This window comes from Pseudomonas oryzihabitans (assembly GCF_006384975.1).
Taxonomy (GTDB): Bacteria; Pseudomonadota; Gammaproteobacteria; order Pseudomonadales; family Pseudomonadaceae; genus Chryseomonas; species Chryseomonas psychrotolerans_B.
Map to the genome: position 1 here is coordinate 148,953 of NZ_CP021645.1, position 15,606 is coordinate 164,558.

Here is a 15,606-nt window from a genome sequence, read left to right on the forward strand (position 1 = left end):
TTAAGCATTGGTTAATAGCGCCCGCGTTACAACCCTTGGAGTGGTCCGACAACATCCGGGTTTCCGTCGTGACCACATCCCGTATCGAGGAGGTCCAGTGAGCAAGCTGTATATCGTCGTGGAACGCAAGGAAGACTGGTCGTCCTACTATCCCAGCGAAGATGTCATCACCGCCCAGGAGTACCTGGAGCAATCCAACGAACAGGACAACGGCAAGCGGGTGCAGGTGATCAACCTCTGCCGCAGCCAGAAATACCTCGGCCACGGCTACTACTGCTCGCTCTTGGCCGAAGCCCGTGGGCACAAGGTCATTCCCTCGGTGCGCACCATCAGCGAGCTGGCGCGCAAGTCGCTCTACGGCCTGGCGCTGGAGGATCTCGACAAGCTGCTGACCAAGGCCCTGGCCGGCCATCCCTATGGCAGCGCCGACGGCTTCACCCTCACGCTCTATTTCGGCACCACCGGCATCGAGCCCCTGCAGGATCTGGCGCGCCAACTGTTCGAAGCCTTTCCCTGCCCGCTGCTGCTGGTGGAATTCCGCCGCGACCGTGCCGGCTGGCACATCGGCGGGCTGAAGCTGGGCAGCATCCACAAGCTGCACGAGACCCAGGAAGACCTCTTCGCCAATGCCCTCGACCGCTTCAGCCGGCGCGTCTGGCTCAAGCCCGGGCGGCGCGAGAAGTACCGCTTCGACCTGGCCATCCTGCACGACCCCAAGGAAGCCTTCCCGCCGTCCGATGCCAAGGCGCTGAAGAATTTCGTGCGCGTCGGCAAGCACCTGGGGCTGGACGTCGAACTGATCGAGAAGAAGGACTATGCGCGGCTGGGCGAATTCGACGCCTTGTTCATCCGCGAGACCACCGCCATCGACCACCACACCTATCGCTTCGCCAAGAAGGCCGAAAGCGAGGGCCTGGTGGTGATGGACGATCCGCGCTCCATCCTCAGATGCACCAACAAGGTCTACCTGGCCGACCTGCTGCGCGCCCACAAGCTGGACATGCCGGCCACCGAGATCCTCTACAAGGACAATCCCGCCCAGCTCGAAGGCCTCGGCGAGCGCCTGGGCTTTCCGCTGGTACTGAAGATCCCCGATGGCTCCTTTTCCCGTGGCGTCATCAAGGTCGAAGACCCGGATCAGCTGCGCAAGGCCAGCGCCGAGTTGTTCGAGCGCTCGGTGCTGCTACTGGCCCAGGAATTCTTCTACACCGAATACGACTGGCGCATCGGCGTGTTGAACCAGGAGCCGATCTTCGCCTGCCAGTACTTCATGTCCAAGGGCCACTGGCAGATCTACGACCACAGCGCCAGCGCCACCGAGGTGAGCGGCGATTTCCGCACCCTGGCCGTGCAAGACGCGCCCCATGCGGTGGTGGAACTGGCGGTACGCACCGCAAACCTGATCGGCGACGGCCTCTATGGCGTCGACCTCAAGCAGGCAGGCGACAAGCTGGCGGTGATCGAGGTGAACGACAACCCCAACATCGACTGCGGCGTGGAAGACCTGGTGCTCAAGGACGATCTCTACGCCCTAGTGCTGGAGGAATTCATCCGGCGGTTGGAATCACAGCGCGGCGGACAGCCCTGGTAACGCGCCAGGGTCGCGAGAAAGGTAGGTTGGGCTGAGACGGCTCTGTCGTCGAAGCCCAACCTGAGGAGTCAGCGTCGTACCGTTGGGCTTCGCTGTGCTCAGCCCAACCTACTGTGCCAGCCCTTGGCGTAGGTTGGGTTGAGACAACTCCACCGTCGAAGCCCAACAGGATGCGCTCAACCGTGGCACCGTTGGGCTTCGCATTCGCTCAACCCAACCTACACAGGTACATCAATACCCGAGGGCACTCAGGCCCCGTGGCACTTCTTGAATTTCTTCTCGCTGCCGCATGGGCAGGGATCGTTGCGACCCACTTCCTTCAACGGGTTGCGCACCGGCTCCTGGGCATGGCCATGGTTGCAGTGCGGGCCGTGGACGTGGTGCGCATGACCATGGTCGTGATCATGATCATGGTTGCAGTCGGGGCCGTGGACATGTTGGTTCATCTAAGGACTCCAGTGGGAAGATGGGCGCCGGGGACGAATTGTCCCTGGCTGGAAAAATGAATACTGCGCCCGAACAGCCAACCGGTCTTCAGTTGGCCGCGCAGACGATAGGTAACCGGCTGATCGCGCTTTTCCAGCATGCGGCCCACGTCTTTCACGTAGCGCCACAGATTGGTCTGCACCGGTACCGCGAAGCTGGCGTGGCCATTGGCTGGCACCGACGACCCCAGATTGGCGATCCCCTGGGCCAGCAGCAGATCGTTCAAATAGACCGTGTAGGCCATTTTGCGGATGGGCAGGGCCCGATCGTTGGGATTCTCTATCCGGAAGTTAAGCACGAAGTCCTGGCTCCACAGCCGCGCGCGGATCAACTCCACGCCGGTCAGCTCGACCTGAGGTTCTTCGTAACTATGCCTGCCAAAGGAACAGCCGCCGAGACCGGTCAGCAAAACGCTGAGTAGGGTAAGGATCAAGGCCTGGCGAAGCATGCGGCACTCCTGTTTCTGTGCAGTTCAATAAGCACCGATTGCTGCCCAGTTCGGGGCCGCAGCGGCACAGGCTAACAAAAAAACGCCGGGTCCTGGCGACTGTACGGGCTGGACCGCCCGCGTCCGGCGTTGCATCCTGCGCATCTTGCCGTGACCGAGGAGGTCGTCATGTCCGCCGCTCTCTATGAAATCGCCTTCCAGGGCGAGCTGATCGCTGGCGCTGACGCGCAACAGACCCGGCAGAATCTGATGCGTTTGTTTCAGGCAGATGAACAGCGCATCGCCGTGCTGTTTTCCGGTCGCCGCATGATCATCAAGAATCGCCTGGATGCCGCCACGGCGGAACGCTATCGCGCCACCCTGGCGCAGGCCGGGGCGGTGGTCGAGGTGGTGCCCATGGCCGAGACGGTCGCGCCGGCTCCGGCTGCCCCTGCCGCAGCTCCCGCCAGCGCGCCGGTCGTCCCACCGGCAACCGGGGCGCACACCACCTTATCCGTCGCTCCGCGCGATGTCGTGATGGCCGCCTTCGTCGATGTCCAGGCACCGGATTTCGGCCTGGCCCCCGTAGGCGCCGATCTCCAGGACCAGGCTGCGCCTGTGGCGCCGCCCCGGGTCGATCTTTCCCATCTGAGTCTCGCGCCGGTCGGCAGCGACCTGGGCCCGACCGAAGAGGCCCTACCCGTGGCGGTACCGGATACGGATCATCTGACGTTGGTCAGGGAATAGCGTCCGTTCGCCCTAGAGATAATCGGCACAGCACTTCTTGAATTTCGCGCCACTGCCACACAGGCAGGCATCGTTGCGGCGCGGCAGGGGGCGTACCGTGGGATCGAGAAAGAACCAGCGACCATCACGCTGGACGAAGCCTGAGCGCTCCTCATGGCGATGGGCACCGCGCCCATCCTCCCAGCGTGCCACGAAGCTGACCCGGGCGTGGGTAGGATCGTCAGGCGCAGGGCGGTGTTCCAGTACCTGCAGGCCCTGCCAGCGACTGCCCAGGCTCCAGGCGGTGAGGGCCTCCCGATCCAGCCGTGCCTGCTGCGCCGGTGCCGTGGTGCCTACCAGATAGTCGATCAGCCCCAGCACATAGGCGCTGTAGCGCGAACGCATCAGGCGCTCGGCATCGGGCGCCGGCTTACCGGCATGCAAGGGGCCGCAGCAGTCGCCGAGGGCGAGTTCCGAGCCACAGGGGCAGGGGGCCAAGGAATCCATCTCACCACCAGTACTTGCCGAAATTCTGCGGATTGGCCCAGAACTGAGAGGTGCCTGATGGGAGCCCAAGCGTAGCGGGCTTTCCAAGGGTTCTCAATGGGGCCTGGTGACGAGATGGTGACAAAGCTGGTGACACTTTGCGAGCCCTGGAGGAGATCAAAAAGATTTCCGTCTGGGGTCCTTATCGCGCGCTCATGAGGGGTCCCTATCGCGCCTGTGAGGGGCTCGCCGGGCCGCCACGGGGGTAACTTGAGGCCGTCCTTGTATTAGATGGTGTCTCGGAAATTTCTGTCATTTTTCCGAAGGACCCTTAAGGCGGCCTATGCTTCCACAGCCACAAGGCCATCTGGACAGCCAAGGACGCCCAATAGAGCGCCTGTAAGGTGTCCATGATGGTCTCCTGTGGGGGATGGGTTAGGTGGCCTTAGCGGGAGGCCTTGAGGCGTCTTGCAGTGGCCTGCCTGCGGGTTCTTTCCGCTACAGCGCCATTGATTTCACTGGCCTTATCCTGAAGCCATGCAAGACCTTTGGCAGTGACCCGGTAGCCGTCGTCATTGCCGTAGCTCATCGAACAAGACTTGAAGTAGCCCCAGTCGAACGCCTTTGATGCTGGCTTGATGACCTTGCGGTGCTCGGTGGGGTGGTCTCGGGAGACAAACCGTCCCGTGCTAACGAGGTATTGTTTCGCCAATTGGGGCTTGGTGATGTTGGCTAACTTACAGGCCTGCCCCCAAGTGATCCCCAGACCAGTCAGACGGGTGTCGATGAGGTCTGCCTTCGGTACGGCCTTTGCGAGCTTGGTGTCTGCATCAGCGGCTGCCAATAGGGCCATACGGGCGCTTAGGATTGAGTCATTGCGCATGGCAACGAAGGCGTGAACGACCATCAGATAGAAATCCGTCGAGACCCACATGGCGTAAGCGATGGTCCCGGCTTCAGTGGCAAGGGTTCCCACCTTGTCCATGATCCGCAAATTTCCGGAAGCTCGTAGCTCATCGGATACAGCATTACGCCATTCTGACGGCGACTTCGAGTCAGGCAGGTTAAGGCCCTTCTGGATCTCATTGAGGTTCCAAAGGCTCTCGGCGTTTGCCTTGAAGTTTTGCCCGTCAATGGTGATGGGCAGGGTGGTGGTAGCAATGTTCATGTGTCTATTCCTCTTGTTTGCTCCCTCAAGTTCGCACCCACAGTCCAGCGTAGAGACCCGACACGGGTTCTGGACGGTGGCATGAAGGAGCAAACAGGAAGACTCTACGGTTGATTCAGATAACGCCCTGCGACGGGCGATGATGGGGGATAGGGCCCCTGCCTGCTCCTTCCTATGGAGTCGGTCTTACAGGGCCCTTAACGGCTCATCAGCTCGCTTTGAGCTTGATGTTGGTGATCATGGGGAACGGTACGGTCTCGGTCTGGAGGCCATCCTTGGTCAAAGCAATCTTCACTTTGCCGTTCGCCACGATGTCCACCATTGCGAGGATCTCCAGGTCCCAGGACTGGAGGCGAGCGTTACGAGTAGCCATCACGCGCCACACGTCGCCGTTACGACCCTGGCGATAGCTCAGGGAGGTGAACATCTTGGGGATCATGAAGATCCCGTAGTCGGTCCCGGTGTACGGCTGCACGGAGGCACCGATCAAAGTCTCCAGGTCCTCCATGCCAGCACGTTGCGCGGCACGCTCCAGGGTCGGAACGAGAGACGCGGGGAGCAGGATCGCAAAGTCGGCCAGGGAGGTTCCGACCGTCTGGTTAACGTGGATCGTTAGGAGGTCGATAAGATCCTCGGCGACCGCTTGGGGCTTACCCGTAGGAGCGGCCTCGGTGAACGCCTCGGTGGACTTGGCGGTAGACAGGATGCTTGCCACTTTGCCCGCAGCGGTGTACTCGATGTCGCGGAGCATCTTTTCGGTGGTCTGAAGCATGGACCCCTCGGTCCAGCCTGCGATCAGGTTGTGATCCAGGATCGAGACGCGATGGCTGATCAAGAGGGCCTTATCGGTCTGCTCGGTGAAGACCAGTGAGCCGGCCAAGGCTTCGCCCTTTTTGACGACCTGGTTGTCCCAGTTTTTCCGAGGGTCGAACGACACGGTCCGATCTGCCAGGGTAATGATCTGCTGGCCGGTGGCCTCGGAGCCCGCTGGACGGAATTCGCAAGGGGTGCGTTCGGCTGCTGCCTCTCGCCACTCATCACTGTTCAGGTATTCGTCGAGGGCCTCTTGGAGAGCCTGGACGTAGGCGGACGCATCGGTAGCTGCTTGGTGCTCTGGGCGGACGCTGCCGACGTTGTACTGAATGGTGCCGCTGTCAGGGCTCAGGATGGCAGTGCTGTAGCTATCGGGGCGCTTGTATTCGTTGGGTTTCATGATTCTGTATCTCCTATTCCAAAGTGGGTTGTGTGCGGTTACCAGTTGCTCGAACGAGATGCCGCTCGGATCTGTTCGCCGTATTCACGGATTCGGCGTGCCTCTTCTTCGCGACGAGCTTTCTCGATGCTCATTTCTTTCTCAGTCCGAGTGTCGAAACGGGCCGCGTTACGCTCGGCGTCAGCCCTGCGCTGTACCTCCTGTTGGTGGCGCTGTGCCTCCTCCTGGAAGAAATGGCGCTCGGCCTGAGGAGCCGCCGTGGTCGACAGACCAGCAGTCCGGAAGACCCGGATGACCTGTGCCTGAGCGGCAAGGCTTGAGCATTGAGCGATGAGGGTCGCCAAGATGATTTTCTCGGCGTACTCACGGGTGACCTCTTGGCCGCACACGGTGGCCTTGGTGTCGGTGACGTTGGAAACGGTGATGTTCATAGGTTTGGATCTCCTGTAAGGGGACCCTTTGATCCGGACTCGTCGCCATAGAAGGCACACGACCAGAAGGCCAAGGAGAGGAAGCCGCGTGTGCTTCTCCGAGTCCGGGTCAAAAGGTTCTGGGGTTTCGATGTGGGCTGTGAGCTGGCGAGCAGCTAACGATGACGACAGACCAGCCATGGCGTGCTGAAAGGGCGTCGGGGTGGAGCGTGGGGATTACCGTGGCGACGGTAAGGTGGATCGACTACGTGAATCGGGCGCTGGACGTGGTGTCCTGGCCATAGTGAGGGTTTTTGCGTCAGCGATAGATCAGGACGCTACGGGGCGGGCCTTGAGGACTACTGGGACACCTTTGACCGCCTGGTAGATGTCCAGTAAGTCCATCTTCAAGGTCTCCTCCAAGGTGGTCAGCTTGACCATGCGGTAGGAACCGAGGCGCTCGCTGATGAATGCCTTGGCTTGCTCCGGGGACCGATTAGAGAAGACGCTGAGGTTCTTTAGGTCGAACAGGGCTGAGCGGGTAAGACCATCAGTCATTGCCGATTCGATGGAGAGTAAACGATCAGCCTGGACGGCAGGCAGACCAGATAGATTGAAGTGGTAGCGCATAGGGCCTCCTTAAGATGGTCTTGATTGATCTCCGTAGAGATTGGGGTTTGTTGTATTACAACCCCTCCTTAGCGAGCGACCACGAAGGAACCCTGTTACTGGTCCATCATGTGTCGCCCTCTTGGGTCTTCCCAAAAAGTTTTCTTTTTATATATCCGGCGTTATCTCTGAAATGCACGGAATAGAGCGGTTTCTCCGATCTCTGCGACCAGCTCTGCCCACAGCTCCGAATGGCACTCGACATAGGTAGCGATCCCATAGGCAGCATGGCGGGCAGCCTTGGCAACTCGCTGGGCCGTTCTCAGGCTCACCTCGCCAGTCTTGCAGGCCTCCGCTGTGATCTCCGAAAGGAACAGCGCATTGATTACCGCCCTGGTCCTGACATTGGTCTTGCCGTTTGTGGTTCCGGCACTGGTGCTGATCGACCCGCGAACGATGTCATCCACCCAGGGAGCAAAGTCGGGCACCGCGAAGAAAGGCATGAGCATTGCGACGGGATTCTGGAAGACCGTTTTTGGGCGGCCTCTTGGGAGGACTTCGGGAGCTGCTGGCAGGGGATGAAACTGGATATTCGCGAGGTTGGATTGAGCCGTGTCGTGCTCGGCGGTGAGGTCTTCAGCCCGACGCTCGGCTGCCCAGGCTTCGTACCTGGCACGCTCGTCCTTGTAGTAGATCATCTCCTTCCGAACGATGATCTCCCCAGTGACGGGGTCAAAATGGAGGATGTGCCCGGCTTCGTGGTCAACGTGGCGGTGCGGAAGATTGGCGGGAGTGGATGTCACAGTGGTAGTCCTCAAATGGCCGCTGCGAACGTGCAGCCATAGTGAGGGGTTTTACGACACCAGCTTTACAGGCGACGTGACGTGGGATCTGCGAAGGTTGACCCCGGCGATTCGCTGAGATTTCGCGTAGGAACGTCTGCCAGCTCACCGCGCACGGCCTTCAGTTCGTCCATGACGCTCTGCGCTATCGGGTTCGTCGAGTCTGCCGCGTTGTAAGAGCCGGTCTTGCGGATGGTTGGTAGGACTTCCTCTGTGACCCACTTACGGAAGGGCTCGGTCTGTGGTGCGTGGCTCCGTACAAGCATCTGGTACAGCTCAGGTTCCGTCATGATCGCCGTTGTGGTCCGAAGGCGCCGACCATGCTCGTCGTCGGGGACACTAATGGATGAATTTTCCACCAGTGGCGCCAGAGACAACCCGAGCCCTGTTCCAGACTTCGTTTTGCGGTGCTGGGATACCGACTTTGCTGCATCCTTGAGTCCCGCTGCCCTTGCTGCCTGGGTGGCAACAAACAGTAGGTCATGCTCAGGGTGCCCCACCAGAACATCCAGTTCGATGCCCATGAAGTTCTTCTTCTCGAATCGCATTGCGTTGGTCATTTCATTTCACCTCGGCCCAGTGGACCAAGAGGTGGCGGGTCCCAGTGGTTACCGGGTTCTGCTACTAAAGGCGCATTGTATAGAATCGCATCCCGTGGATGAATTGATTCTCTCGGTGAGAAGGAAGTTACCCATGGCAATGTATACAAGCGAGTCCGTTTTAAATCAGGTTGCGAGCAAAAACGCTTGGTGGACGACGACTTATAAGCCCAGCGATAAGGTGCCCACCTCTGGCATCTATCGGTGCATAAACTGTAAGCGCGAAGTAACCTGCAACGAAGGAGACGGCTTCCCACCTCAGAACCATGACCAGCATAGTCCGGGAAAGCCCATTCTCTGGAAGCTCAATGTCAGAACAAACACGACAGGTGATCTTGTTTTAGCACCTGGTTCGTAACGGCCTTACTGTCCAAAGGCCTTTTCCAGGGCCTCATGGAGCGTCCTCACGGGCAGCTTCTGGGTCCCTGCATACAGGTCGTAAGTGATGTTCCCTGAGCTGTGCCCTGTGATCGCCTGCGAGATGACCTCAGGCGTCGCAGCGGCCTTTAGGAGCCCCGACAGGGAATGCCTGAGAGAGTGGAACGACTGGTTACCACCTGATGCCAGACCCAGCGGCTCCCTTAGGGCATCGTTGAGTGGCTTGTTGAAGTAGTGTTTCTTTGCCTTGAAGAGCTTCCCAGGCTCCGTTTCGACCCACTCCAAGAAGGCCTTGAGGGAGAACCCTGTAGTGGCCTAATTCTCGTGGACACCTCGATAGGGGATGATCATCCCCCACGAGGATCTGACCGCCATGACATCACGTATCCGTAGACGCTTCGACACCGCCTTCAAACTGCAGGTGGTGCAGATGATCAGAGACCAAGGCCTGAGCGTGACGCAGGTCTGCCGTGACTTGGACCTGGTCGATAGTGCAGTACGCCGTTGGCTGGCCCAGTACGACGCCGAGCAGGCGGGGCAGCCTGGCCAGGGCAAGCCGTTGACTGCAGAGCAACAACGCATTCGGGAGTTGGAGCGGGAAAACCAGCGGCTACGCGAGGATGTCTCGATCCTAAAAAAAGCCTCGGCCTTCTTCGCCCGGGAACTGAAGTGATCCAGCAGATGATCGATCAGTGGCAGGAGAAGGTCGAAACGTCCCGACTGTGTCGGCTTGTGGGTGTGAGTCGCTCGGGCGTGTATGCTGCACGTCATCGCGGGCGAGTCTCACGGGCCTGCCCCCTTACTGCACCGTTGCAGGCTGCCTTCCAGGCGAGTGGTGGCAACTACGGTAGTCGCCGGCTGAGTGCGCGCCTGAAGGCCCAGGGCTTGCGTGTGGGGCGCCACCGAGTGCGACGCCTGATGAAGCAGCAGGGCCTGAAGGCGCACTGGAAGCGTCAGTTCGTCCATACCACCGATAGCCGACATGAGCTGCCGATAGCCGACAACCACCTGGCTCGACGCTTTAACCCGCACGCCCCCGACCAGGCGTGGGTAGCTGATATCACCTACATCCGCACCGAGCGCGGCTGGCTGTACCTGGCGGCCGTGCTGGATTTGTATTCACGCAAGATCGTGGGCTGGGCGATGGCTCCGCACATGCCCGCCGAGCTAGTCTGCACGGCACTGCAAATGGCCATCGCGCTACGCCAGCCCACACCTGGGCTGATCGTGCACACCGACCGCGGCAGCCAGTATGCCAGCCAAGCCCACCGCGACCTGCTGACTCGCCATGGCCTGGTCGCCAGCATGAGCCGCAAGGGAAACTGCTGGGATAACGCCGTCATGGAACGGTTCTTCCTGAACCTGAAGATGGAACGGGTCTGGCAACGCCGTTACGCCAATCCGGCCGAGGCCGCTGCCGACATCACTCATTACATCGTCGCCTTCTACAACACCCACCGGCTGCACTCCACCCTCGGCTATCGATCACCTGCCGACTACGAGAAGGCCACTACCTGAAATCCCCTATCCCGGTGTCCACCAAAACTTGACCACTACACCCATAGGCGCCATCTACAAGGGGAACCTGACGGACCGAGAAGTCATTCTTCAGGGTCTTCCCCTGCTCATCCTTGTTGATGTCGATAACCGTAACGCCGTCTACCTGCTTCACGTCCCCTTGGGTCAGTTGGTAAAGCTCACCTATGCGGGCTCCTGTGAGGACCCCAAGAGAGATCGCCCAGCGCTTCCAGTCGCTTGCAGGTAAGGCGTTCGCGTGAGCCATGATGGTAGCCACCTCCTCACGAGAGAACGGTCTCCGGTCGCTCTCAGCGCCTCTCTCGATCTTCAGGCCTTTGTCGTAGGAATGAGCGATCAGTCCATTGTTCTTAGCCCAGTCCATCACGGTCGAGAGTTGGGTCAGGAGCTTGTTGACGGTTAAAGGCTTACGGCCCTCCACCACGCGATCCTTGAGAGCCACCATATCGTCCCGCGTGTGGGTCCTGATGTTGAGGTCCCCGAGGAGGCCAGACAGAACTCTTAGGTTCGAGCCAATGGCATTGAGCGTGGATGCCTCTACGTTCCCTTGGCGTTCCTTGAGGAAGAGCGTTGAGAGTTCCTGAAAGGTGATCGTGGTAGGAGACACGTTTACAGATAGGGGCAGGGAAGGGGCCACTGGCGTGCTACAGCTGAGCTGCTCGACCAGACCCACAAGTTCATCCGGACGGCCACCTAAACGCTCCTGAGCGGCCCTCATGACCTTCTGGCCCATCCCTAAGGCCCTCTGCTGGGCCATCGTGAAGCCACCCAAGGAGGACGCCTCAGCGAGGTTCCTTGCGTGCTCCTCGTAGATGGACATATAGGCACTTCGTGAGTCCTCGGTCAGGCGCTGCGTGAGGAGGTTCTCAGCGATGTCCCATAGGCGCTCCTTTAGCTCCTCCCAGGTCGCTCCAGGCTTGTCGAGATGGAACGTAGCTAAGGTCTGGAGGATTTCCTTGGAGAACTGCATTGCGGTTGACCTATCGGTAGAGCGGAGGGAGACCGTGAAGCTACGGGCAGAGCAGCCGCGTGGACGGACCCTGAGGTAGTAGACCCCTGCACGTCGGTAGTGCCACACGGAGAGGTCTTGAGATGGCCTCTGGTGACAAGGCTGGTGACAGGGTGGTGACGTTTGGTCCTGCTCGGGGAGGGCAGTTGCCTGGTCCATTGTTCGGTAAGTCCCTGATAGTCATAGGATTACCACCAGTACTTCCCAAACATTTCCGGATTGGCCCAGAACTTGGCGTTGAGCCAGTCCGGGACCTGTTTGTAGTCGTGCAGATCATAGCTGAACAACGTCACTACCTGGCCGTCGCGGGAGAAGCGTTCGTTGGTCTGGAGGGCGAGGGCGTAGAAGTCCGTCGCCTGCCATTCGCTGGCGGCCAGATCCACCAGCACGGCCAGCCGGGACGTATTGAAGTTGCGCAGCCCGCCGAGCAATTCACGGCCCTGGCGCAAGGGGAGATGTTCCAGGCAGTCGGCGAGGATCACCAAATCGTAGCGTTCGCCGAGCAGACTGGCGTCTTCCAGCGGCACCGCGGCTTGCACCAGGCGACATTCGGGATGCGCCTCGGCGTAGGCACTTATCGCTGGCAGCGCTTCCCGTGCCAGGCATAGCAGACGAGACGGCTTATGGTGCTCCAAGAGGCTTGCCAGAGCCTGTTGCGGGGTGCGGGAGGAGAATAAATTTGCCATTTAAGGGAACCCTAATTAAATCTCTGTTGACTAAGCAACCAGCGTTGTCAAGACGTGTACGCCACCATTAGTCTGACAGCGTCATAAAGCCAAAGACGAGCACAACTCGCGGTACCTGGTCTATAGGAGACCCCTTCATGAGCAAGAGCATCGCAAGGACAGCTTTACCCCTCATCATGGCGAGCACTGTGCTGGCCGGCTGTGCGGGCGGCGTACAGAAATCCGATTGGCCGGTCTGCGCAGCGGTCGGCGCCCTGGTGGGCGGCGCTGCCGGTGCTACTCAGAACGGCAACGTCGCCGGCATGGCGGCCCTGGGCTTCGGCACCACTGCTGGCGCCTATTGCTGGGTGCATGGCAAGGGCAACGAACAGGTCGCCCGCGTCGCTCCCCCGCCGGCCCCGGCTCCTGCACCCGCTCCGGCCCCCGCTCCGGCGCCGCTGCCCAAGCAGGAAGTGATCACCGCGCGTGACCTGCACTTCGCCTTCGACTCCGCGAAGATCAACCCGCAAGACCAGGCTCAGCTCGACGGTATCGCCGGTCGTCTGCGCGGCGAAGCCGCCAGCACCCGCCTGTCCATCACCGGCTATACCGACAGCGTCGGTACCCCTGCCTACAACCAGCGGCTGTCCGAGCGCCGCGCTAAGTCGGTCAGCGAATACCTGATCAACGCCGGCATCCCTGCGGGCAGCATCGTTTCGGTGAAAGGCCTGGGTGAATCCAACCCGGTCGCCACCAACGAAACCGCTGAAGGTCGTGCCGAGAACCGCCGCGTCGAAATCCAGATCGACCGCGAGTGATCCAAAGGCGGCGGACTGCGGTCCGCCGCCTTTACTTTTTCCGGCAACTGGCGTTATGGTCCAATCCATCTCGTTCTCCTGCTGGATTTCATGAAAACCCTGTCCCTTACCGGCAAAGTTCTTCTCCTGCTCTTTTGGCTCGCCGCAGCCGCTGCCCTCGCTCTGCCTCTCGCTCGTCCCTTTCCTGAAATGCTCGCGCTGGTCGCCCTGGCCCTGCTGCTGTTGCACCTGGGTGAACTCTTCGCCAGCCGCCGTGCCCTGCGCCTGCGTCGCCATCCCTGGCTCGACCGGCTGGCCCTGCTGATCTTCGGTGCCTTTCATCGTTTGCCGCCCCAGTTGCCGGGTGCCTGATAGGGCTGCGACCTCAACGTTAGGCGCATCCTGACGACAGGCGCGTTATCATAGCCGCCCAGATCCTTTACTGTAGATGCATACAGCGCTCGTCCGTCGGACGGGGCGCTTCTTTGTCATCGCCCGGAACCAGGCATGCTCAGCACCGAACTCAAGACCCAGATCCAGGGCGCCTACACGCGTTTCCTCGAAGCCAAGTCGCTCAAGCCGCGCTATGGCCAACGGCTGATGATCGCGGAGACGGCCAAGGGCCTGGGCGCCATCGCCCAGGACGAGGAAGGCCATCGCGAGGGTGAACCGGCGGTGGTGGCGGTGGAGGCAGGTACCGGTACCGGCAAGACCGTGGCCTACGCCCTGGCCGCCATTCCCGCGGCCAAGGCGGCCGGCAAGCGCCTGGTGATCGCCACCGCCACCGTGGCGCTGCAAGAGCAGATCGTGCATAAGGACCTGCCGGACATCCTGCGCAACAGCGGCCTGTCCTTCAGCTTCGCCCTGGCCAAGGGGCGTGGTCGTTATATGTGCCTGTCCAAACTGGACATGCTGCTGCAGGAAGGCCAGGCGCAGAACGCCACTGCCCAGCTGTTCGCCGAGGATGGCTTCAAGATCGACATCGACGAGGCGTCCAACGAGCTGTTCGGCAAGATGATCGAGCGCCTGGCCGGCAATCGCTGGGATGGTGATCGCGACAGCTGGCCGGAGGCCATCGAGGACGTCCAGTGGTCGCGCATCACCACCGACCACAGCCAGTGCACCAATCGCCACTGCCCCAATTTCCAGCAGTGCGCCTTCTACCGGGCGCGCGAAGGCATGACCAAGGTCGATGTCATCGTCACCAACCATGACCTGGTGTTGGCCGACCTGGCCCTGGGTGGCGGTGCCATCCTGCCCGATCCGCGCGACACCCTCTATGTGTTCGACGAAGGCCACCACCTGCCGGACAAGGCCATCGGCCACTTCGCCCATTTCACTCGGCTGAGATCCACCGCCGAGTGGCTGGAGCAGATCGCCAAGAACCTCACCAAGCTGCTGGCCCAGCACCCGTTGCCGGGTGATCTCGGCCGGCTGGTGGAGCAGGTGCCGGAGCTGGCGCGGGAGATCAGGACCCAGCAGCAGTTCATGTTCAGTGCCTGCGAGGCGCTGGCCGACTTTCGCGCCGGCGAGGACATGGAAGGCCGCGAGCGGCCCCGTCATCGCTTCGTCGGCGGAGTGATCCCCGAAGACCTGCGCGAGATGGGCATCGAGCTGAAGAAGGGCTTCGCCAAGCTCACCGATCTGTTCACTCGCCTGACCGAGATGCTCAAGCAGGCCATGGATGGCGAGTCCAGCCTCGGCCTCGCCAGCTACCAGGCCGAGGAGTGGTATCCGCTGTTCGGCAGCCTGCTGGCCCGCGCCCAGGGCAACTGGGAGCTGTGGACGGCCTTCACCTGCGAAGACCCGGAAGACAGCCCGCCCATGGCGCGCTGGATGACCCTGGCCGAGAGCGGTTCGCTGTACGACATCGAGGTCAACGCCAGTCCCATCCTGGCGGCGGACATGCTGCGCCGGCATCTGTGGAACGTCGCCTACGGTGCCCTGGTGACCTCGGCGACCCTGACCGCCCTGGGTACCTTCGACCGCTTCCGCATGAGATCCGGCCTGCCGCGTTCGGCGGCCACGGCCATCGTGCCCAGCCCCTTCCGCCACGCGGAGGCGGGCGTGCTGCGGGTACCCGACCTCAAGGCCGATCCACGCAACGCCGCCGAGCACACCGCGGCCATCGTCCGCGAGCTGCCGGCCATGCTCGAAGGAGCGCGGGGCAGCCTGGTGCTGTTTTCCTCGCGGCGGCAGATGCAGGACGTCTTCGATGGCCTGGAACGCGACTGGCGCAAGCGGGTGCTGATCCAGGGCAATCTGTCCAAGCAGGAGACCCTCAACAAGCACAAGAACCGCGTCGACGACGGCGAGGCCAGCGTACTGTTCGGCCTGGCCAGCTTCGCCGAAGGCGTCGACCTGCCGGGCGCCTACTGCGAGCACGTGGTCATCGCCAAGATCCCCTTCGCCGTGCCGGACGACCCGGTGGAAGCCGCCCTGGCCGAGTGGATCGAGGCCCGCGGCGGCAATCCCTTCATGGAGATCGCCGTACCCGATGCCTCGCTGCGCTTGATCCAGGCCTGCGGCCGGCTGCTGCGCACCGAACAGGACAGCGGCACCATCTCGCTGCTCGACCGCCGCCTGGTCACCCAGCGCTATGGCAAGGCCATCCTCAATGCCCTGCCGCCGTTTCGGCGGGAGATTCAGTAAATTTCGGCCATG

18 protein-coding genes are annotated in these 15,606 nt (G+C 61.2%); 6 read left to right on the forward strand and 12 right to left on the reverse strand.

Annotation, left to right across the window (positions count from 1 at the left end; genetic code table 11):
• Positions 1 to 97 precede the first annotated feature (97 nt).
• Entirely contained in the window at positions 98 to 1,591 is a 1,494-nt protein-coding gene (locus tag CCZ28_RS00515) for a RimK family protein (protein WP_140215039.1), read from the forward strand.
• Positions 1,592 to 1,839: 248 nt separating this feature from the next.
• Here the strand turns inward: CCZ28_RS00515 and CCZ28_RS00520 are convergent, their stop codons facing one another.
• Together CCZ28_RS00520 and CCZ28_RS00525 are read right to left on the reverse strand one after the other, a co-directional pair.
• Positions 1,840 to 2,037, reverse strand: coding sequence for an SEC-C metal-binding domain-containing protein (locus CCZ28_RS00520; RefSeq protein ID WP_058762382.1), 198 nt, complete (start codon positions 2,035 to 2,037; stop codon positions 1,840 to 1,842).
• Positions 2,034 to 2,525: an LEA type 2 family protein gene (locus CCZ28_RS00525; RefSeq protein ID WP_140215040.1), complete on the reverse strand. Its 492-nt coding sequence runs from the start codon at positions 2,523 to 2,525 to the stop codon at positions 2,034 to 2,036. Before CCZ28_RS00525 ends, CCZ28_RS00520 begins: the two co-directional genes overlap by 4 nt.
• Before the next feature lie 168 nt (positions 2,526 to 2,693).
• Here CCZ28_RS00525 and CCZ28_RS00530 point away from each other — a divergent pair, with 168 nt between their 5' ends.
• Positions 2,694 to 3,251 (forward strand): hypothetical protein, encoded by a 558-nt coding sequence (locus CCZ28_RS00530; protein ID WP_140215041.1) that lies wholly within the window; start codon positions 2,694 to 2,696, stop codon positions 3,249 to 3,251.
• 12 nt (positions 3,252 to 3,263) lie between these two features.
• On the opposite strand, the gene CCZ28_RS00535 is transcribed toward CCZ28_RS00530, so the two are convergent.
• The 8 genes from CCZ28_RS00535 to CCZ28_RS00575 form a co-directional block, all read right to left on the reverse strand.
• Positions 3,264 to 3,737: a YchJ family protein gene (locus tag CCZ28_RS00535; RefSeq protein ID WP_140215042.1), complete on the reverse strand. Its 474-nt coding sequence runs from the start codon at positions 3,735 to 3,737 to the stop codon at positions 3,264 to 3,266.
• A gap of 424 nt (positions 3,738 to 4,161) precedes the next feature.
• Positions 4,162 to 4,884, reverse strand: coding sequence for a hypothetical protein (locus CCZ28_RS00540; RefSeq protein WP_140215043.1), 723 nt, complete (start codon positions 4,882 to 4,884; stop codon positions 4,162 to 4,164).
• 208 nt (positions 4,885 to 5,092) lie between these two features.
• Positions 5,093 to 6,097 (reverse strand): hypothetical protein, encoded by a 1,005-nt coding sequence (locus CCZ28_RS00545; RefSeq protein WP_140215044.1) that lies wholly within the window; start codon positions 6,095 to 6,097, stop codon positions 5,093 to 5,095.
• A 38-nt stretch (positions 6,098 to 6,135) separates the two neighbouring features.
• On the reverse strand, positions 6,136 to 6,528 hold the full coding sequence (locus tag CCZ28_RS00550) for a hypothetical protein (protein WP_140215045.1): 393 nt from the start codon (positions 6,526 to 6,528) through the stop codon (positions 6,136 to 6,138).
• A 309-nt stretch (positions 6,529 to 6,837) separates the two neighbouring features.
• A complete protein-coding gene (locus tag CCZ28_RS00555; RefSeq protein ID WP_140215046.1) occupies positions 6,838 to 7,137 on the reverse strand; it encodes a hypothetical protein in 300 nt (99 codons plus the stop codon).
• 161 nt (positions 7,138 to 7,298) lie between these two features.
• Positions 7,299 to 7,919 (reverse strand): hypothetical protein, encoded by a 621-nt coding sequence (locus CCZ28_RS00560; RefSeq protein ID WP_240795210.1) that lies wholly within the window; start codon positions 7,917 to 7,919, stop codon positions 7,299 to 7,301.
• 65 nt (positions 7,920 to 7,984) lie between these two features.
• Positions 7,985 to 8,518, reverse strand: coding sequence for a BRO-N domain-containing protein (locus tag CCZ28_RS00565; protein ID WP_140215048.1), 534 nt, complete (start codon positions 8,516 to 8,518; stop codon positions 7,985 to 7,987).
• A gap of 402 nt (positions 8,519 to 8,920) precedes the next feature.
• The gene (locus tag CCZ28_RS00575; RefSeq protein ID WP_240795211.1) at positions 8,921 to 9,220 is read right to left on the reverse strand and encodes a hypothetical protein; all 300 of its coding nucleotides are present in this window, start codon (positions 9,218 to 9,220) and stop codon (positions 8,921 to 8,923) included.
• Between the two features lie 88 nt (positions 9,221 to 9,308).
• On the opposite strand from CCZ28_RS00575, the gene CCZ28_RS00580 reads away from it, so the two are divergent.
• A protein-coding gene (locus CCZ28_RS00580; RefSeq protein WP_140221253.1) for an IS3 family transposase occupies positions 9,309 to 10,453 on the forward strand; the annotation gives its coding sequence in 2 pieces (ribosomal slippage) (positions 9,309 to 9,579 and positions 9,579 to 10,453; 1,146 coding nt in all).
• On the opposite strand, the gene CCZ28_RS00585 is transcribed toward CCZ28_RS00580, so the two are convergent.
• Entirely contained in the window at positions 10,446 to 11,441 is a 996-nt protein-coding gene (locus tag CCZ28_RS00585) for a tyrosine-type recombinase/integrase (protein WP_140215050.1), read from the reverse strand. The two genes, CCZ28_RS00580 and CCZ28_RS00585, sit on opposite strands and share 8 nt — an antisense overlap.
• A gap of 227 nt (positions 11,442 to 11,668) precedes the next feature.
• On the reverse strand, positions 11,669 to 12,166 hold the full coding sequence (locus CCZ28_RS00590) for a DUF6231 family protein (protein WP_140215051.1): 498 nt from the start codon (positions 12,164 to 12,166) through the stop codon (positions 11,669 to 11,671).
• A 137-nt stretch (positions 12,167 to 12,303) separates the two neighbouring features.
• Here CCZ28_RS00590 and CCZ28_RS00595 point away from each other — a divergent pair, with 137 nt between their 5' ends.
• From CCZ28_RS00595 to dinG, 3 genes are all read left to right on the forward strand, one after another.
• Positions 12,304 to 12,963, forward strand: coding sequence for an OmpA family protein (locus CCZ28_RS00595; RefSeq protein WP_140215052.1), 660 nt, complete (start codon positions 12,304 to 12,306; stop codon positions 12,961 to 12,963).
• 90 nt (positions 12,964 to 13,053) lie between these two features.
• Positions 13,054 to 13,314: a DUF1145 domain-containing protein gene (locus CCZ28_RS00600; RefSeq protein WP_140215053.1), complete on the forward strand. Its 261-nt coding sequence runs from the start codon at positions 13,054 to 13,056 to the stop codon at positions 13,312 to 13,314.
• Positions 13,315 to 13,449: 135 nt separating this feature from the next.
• Complete coding sequence (gene dinG / locus CCZ28_RS00605; protein WP_140215054.1) at positions 13,450 to 15,594, forward strand: ATP-dependent DNA helicase DinG; 2,145 nt, start codon at positions 13,450 to 13,452, stop codon at positions 15,592 to 15,594.
• Positions 15,595 to 15,606: the final 12 nt, after the last annotated feature.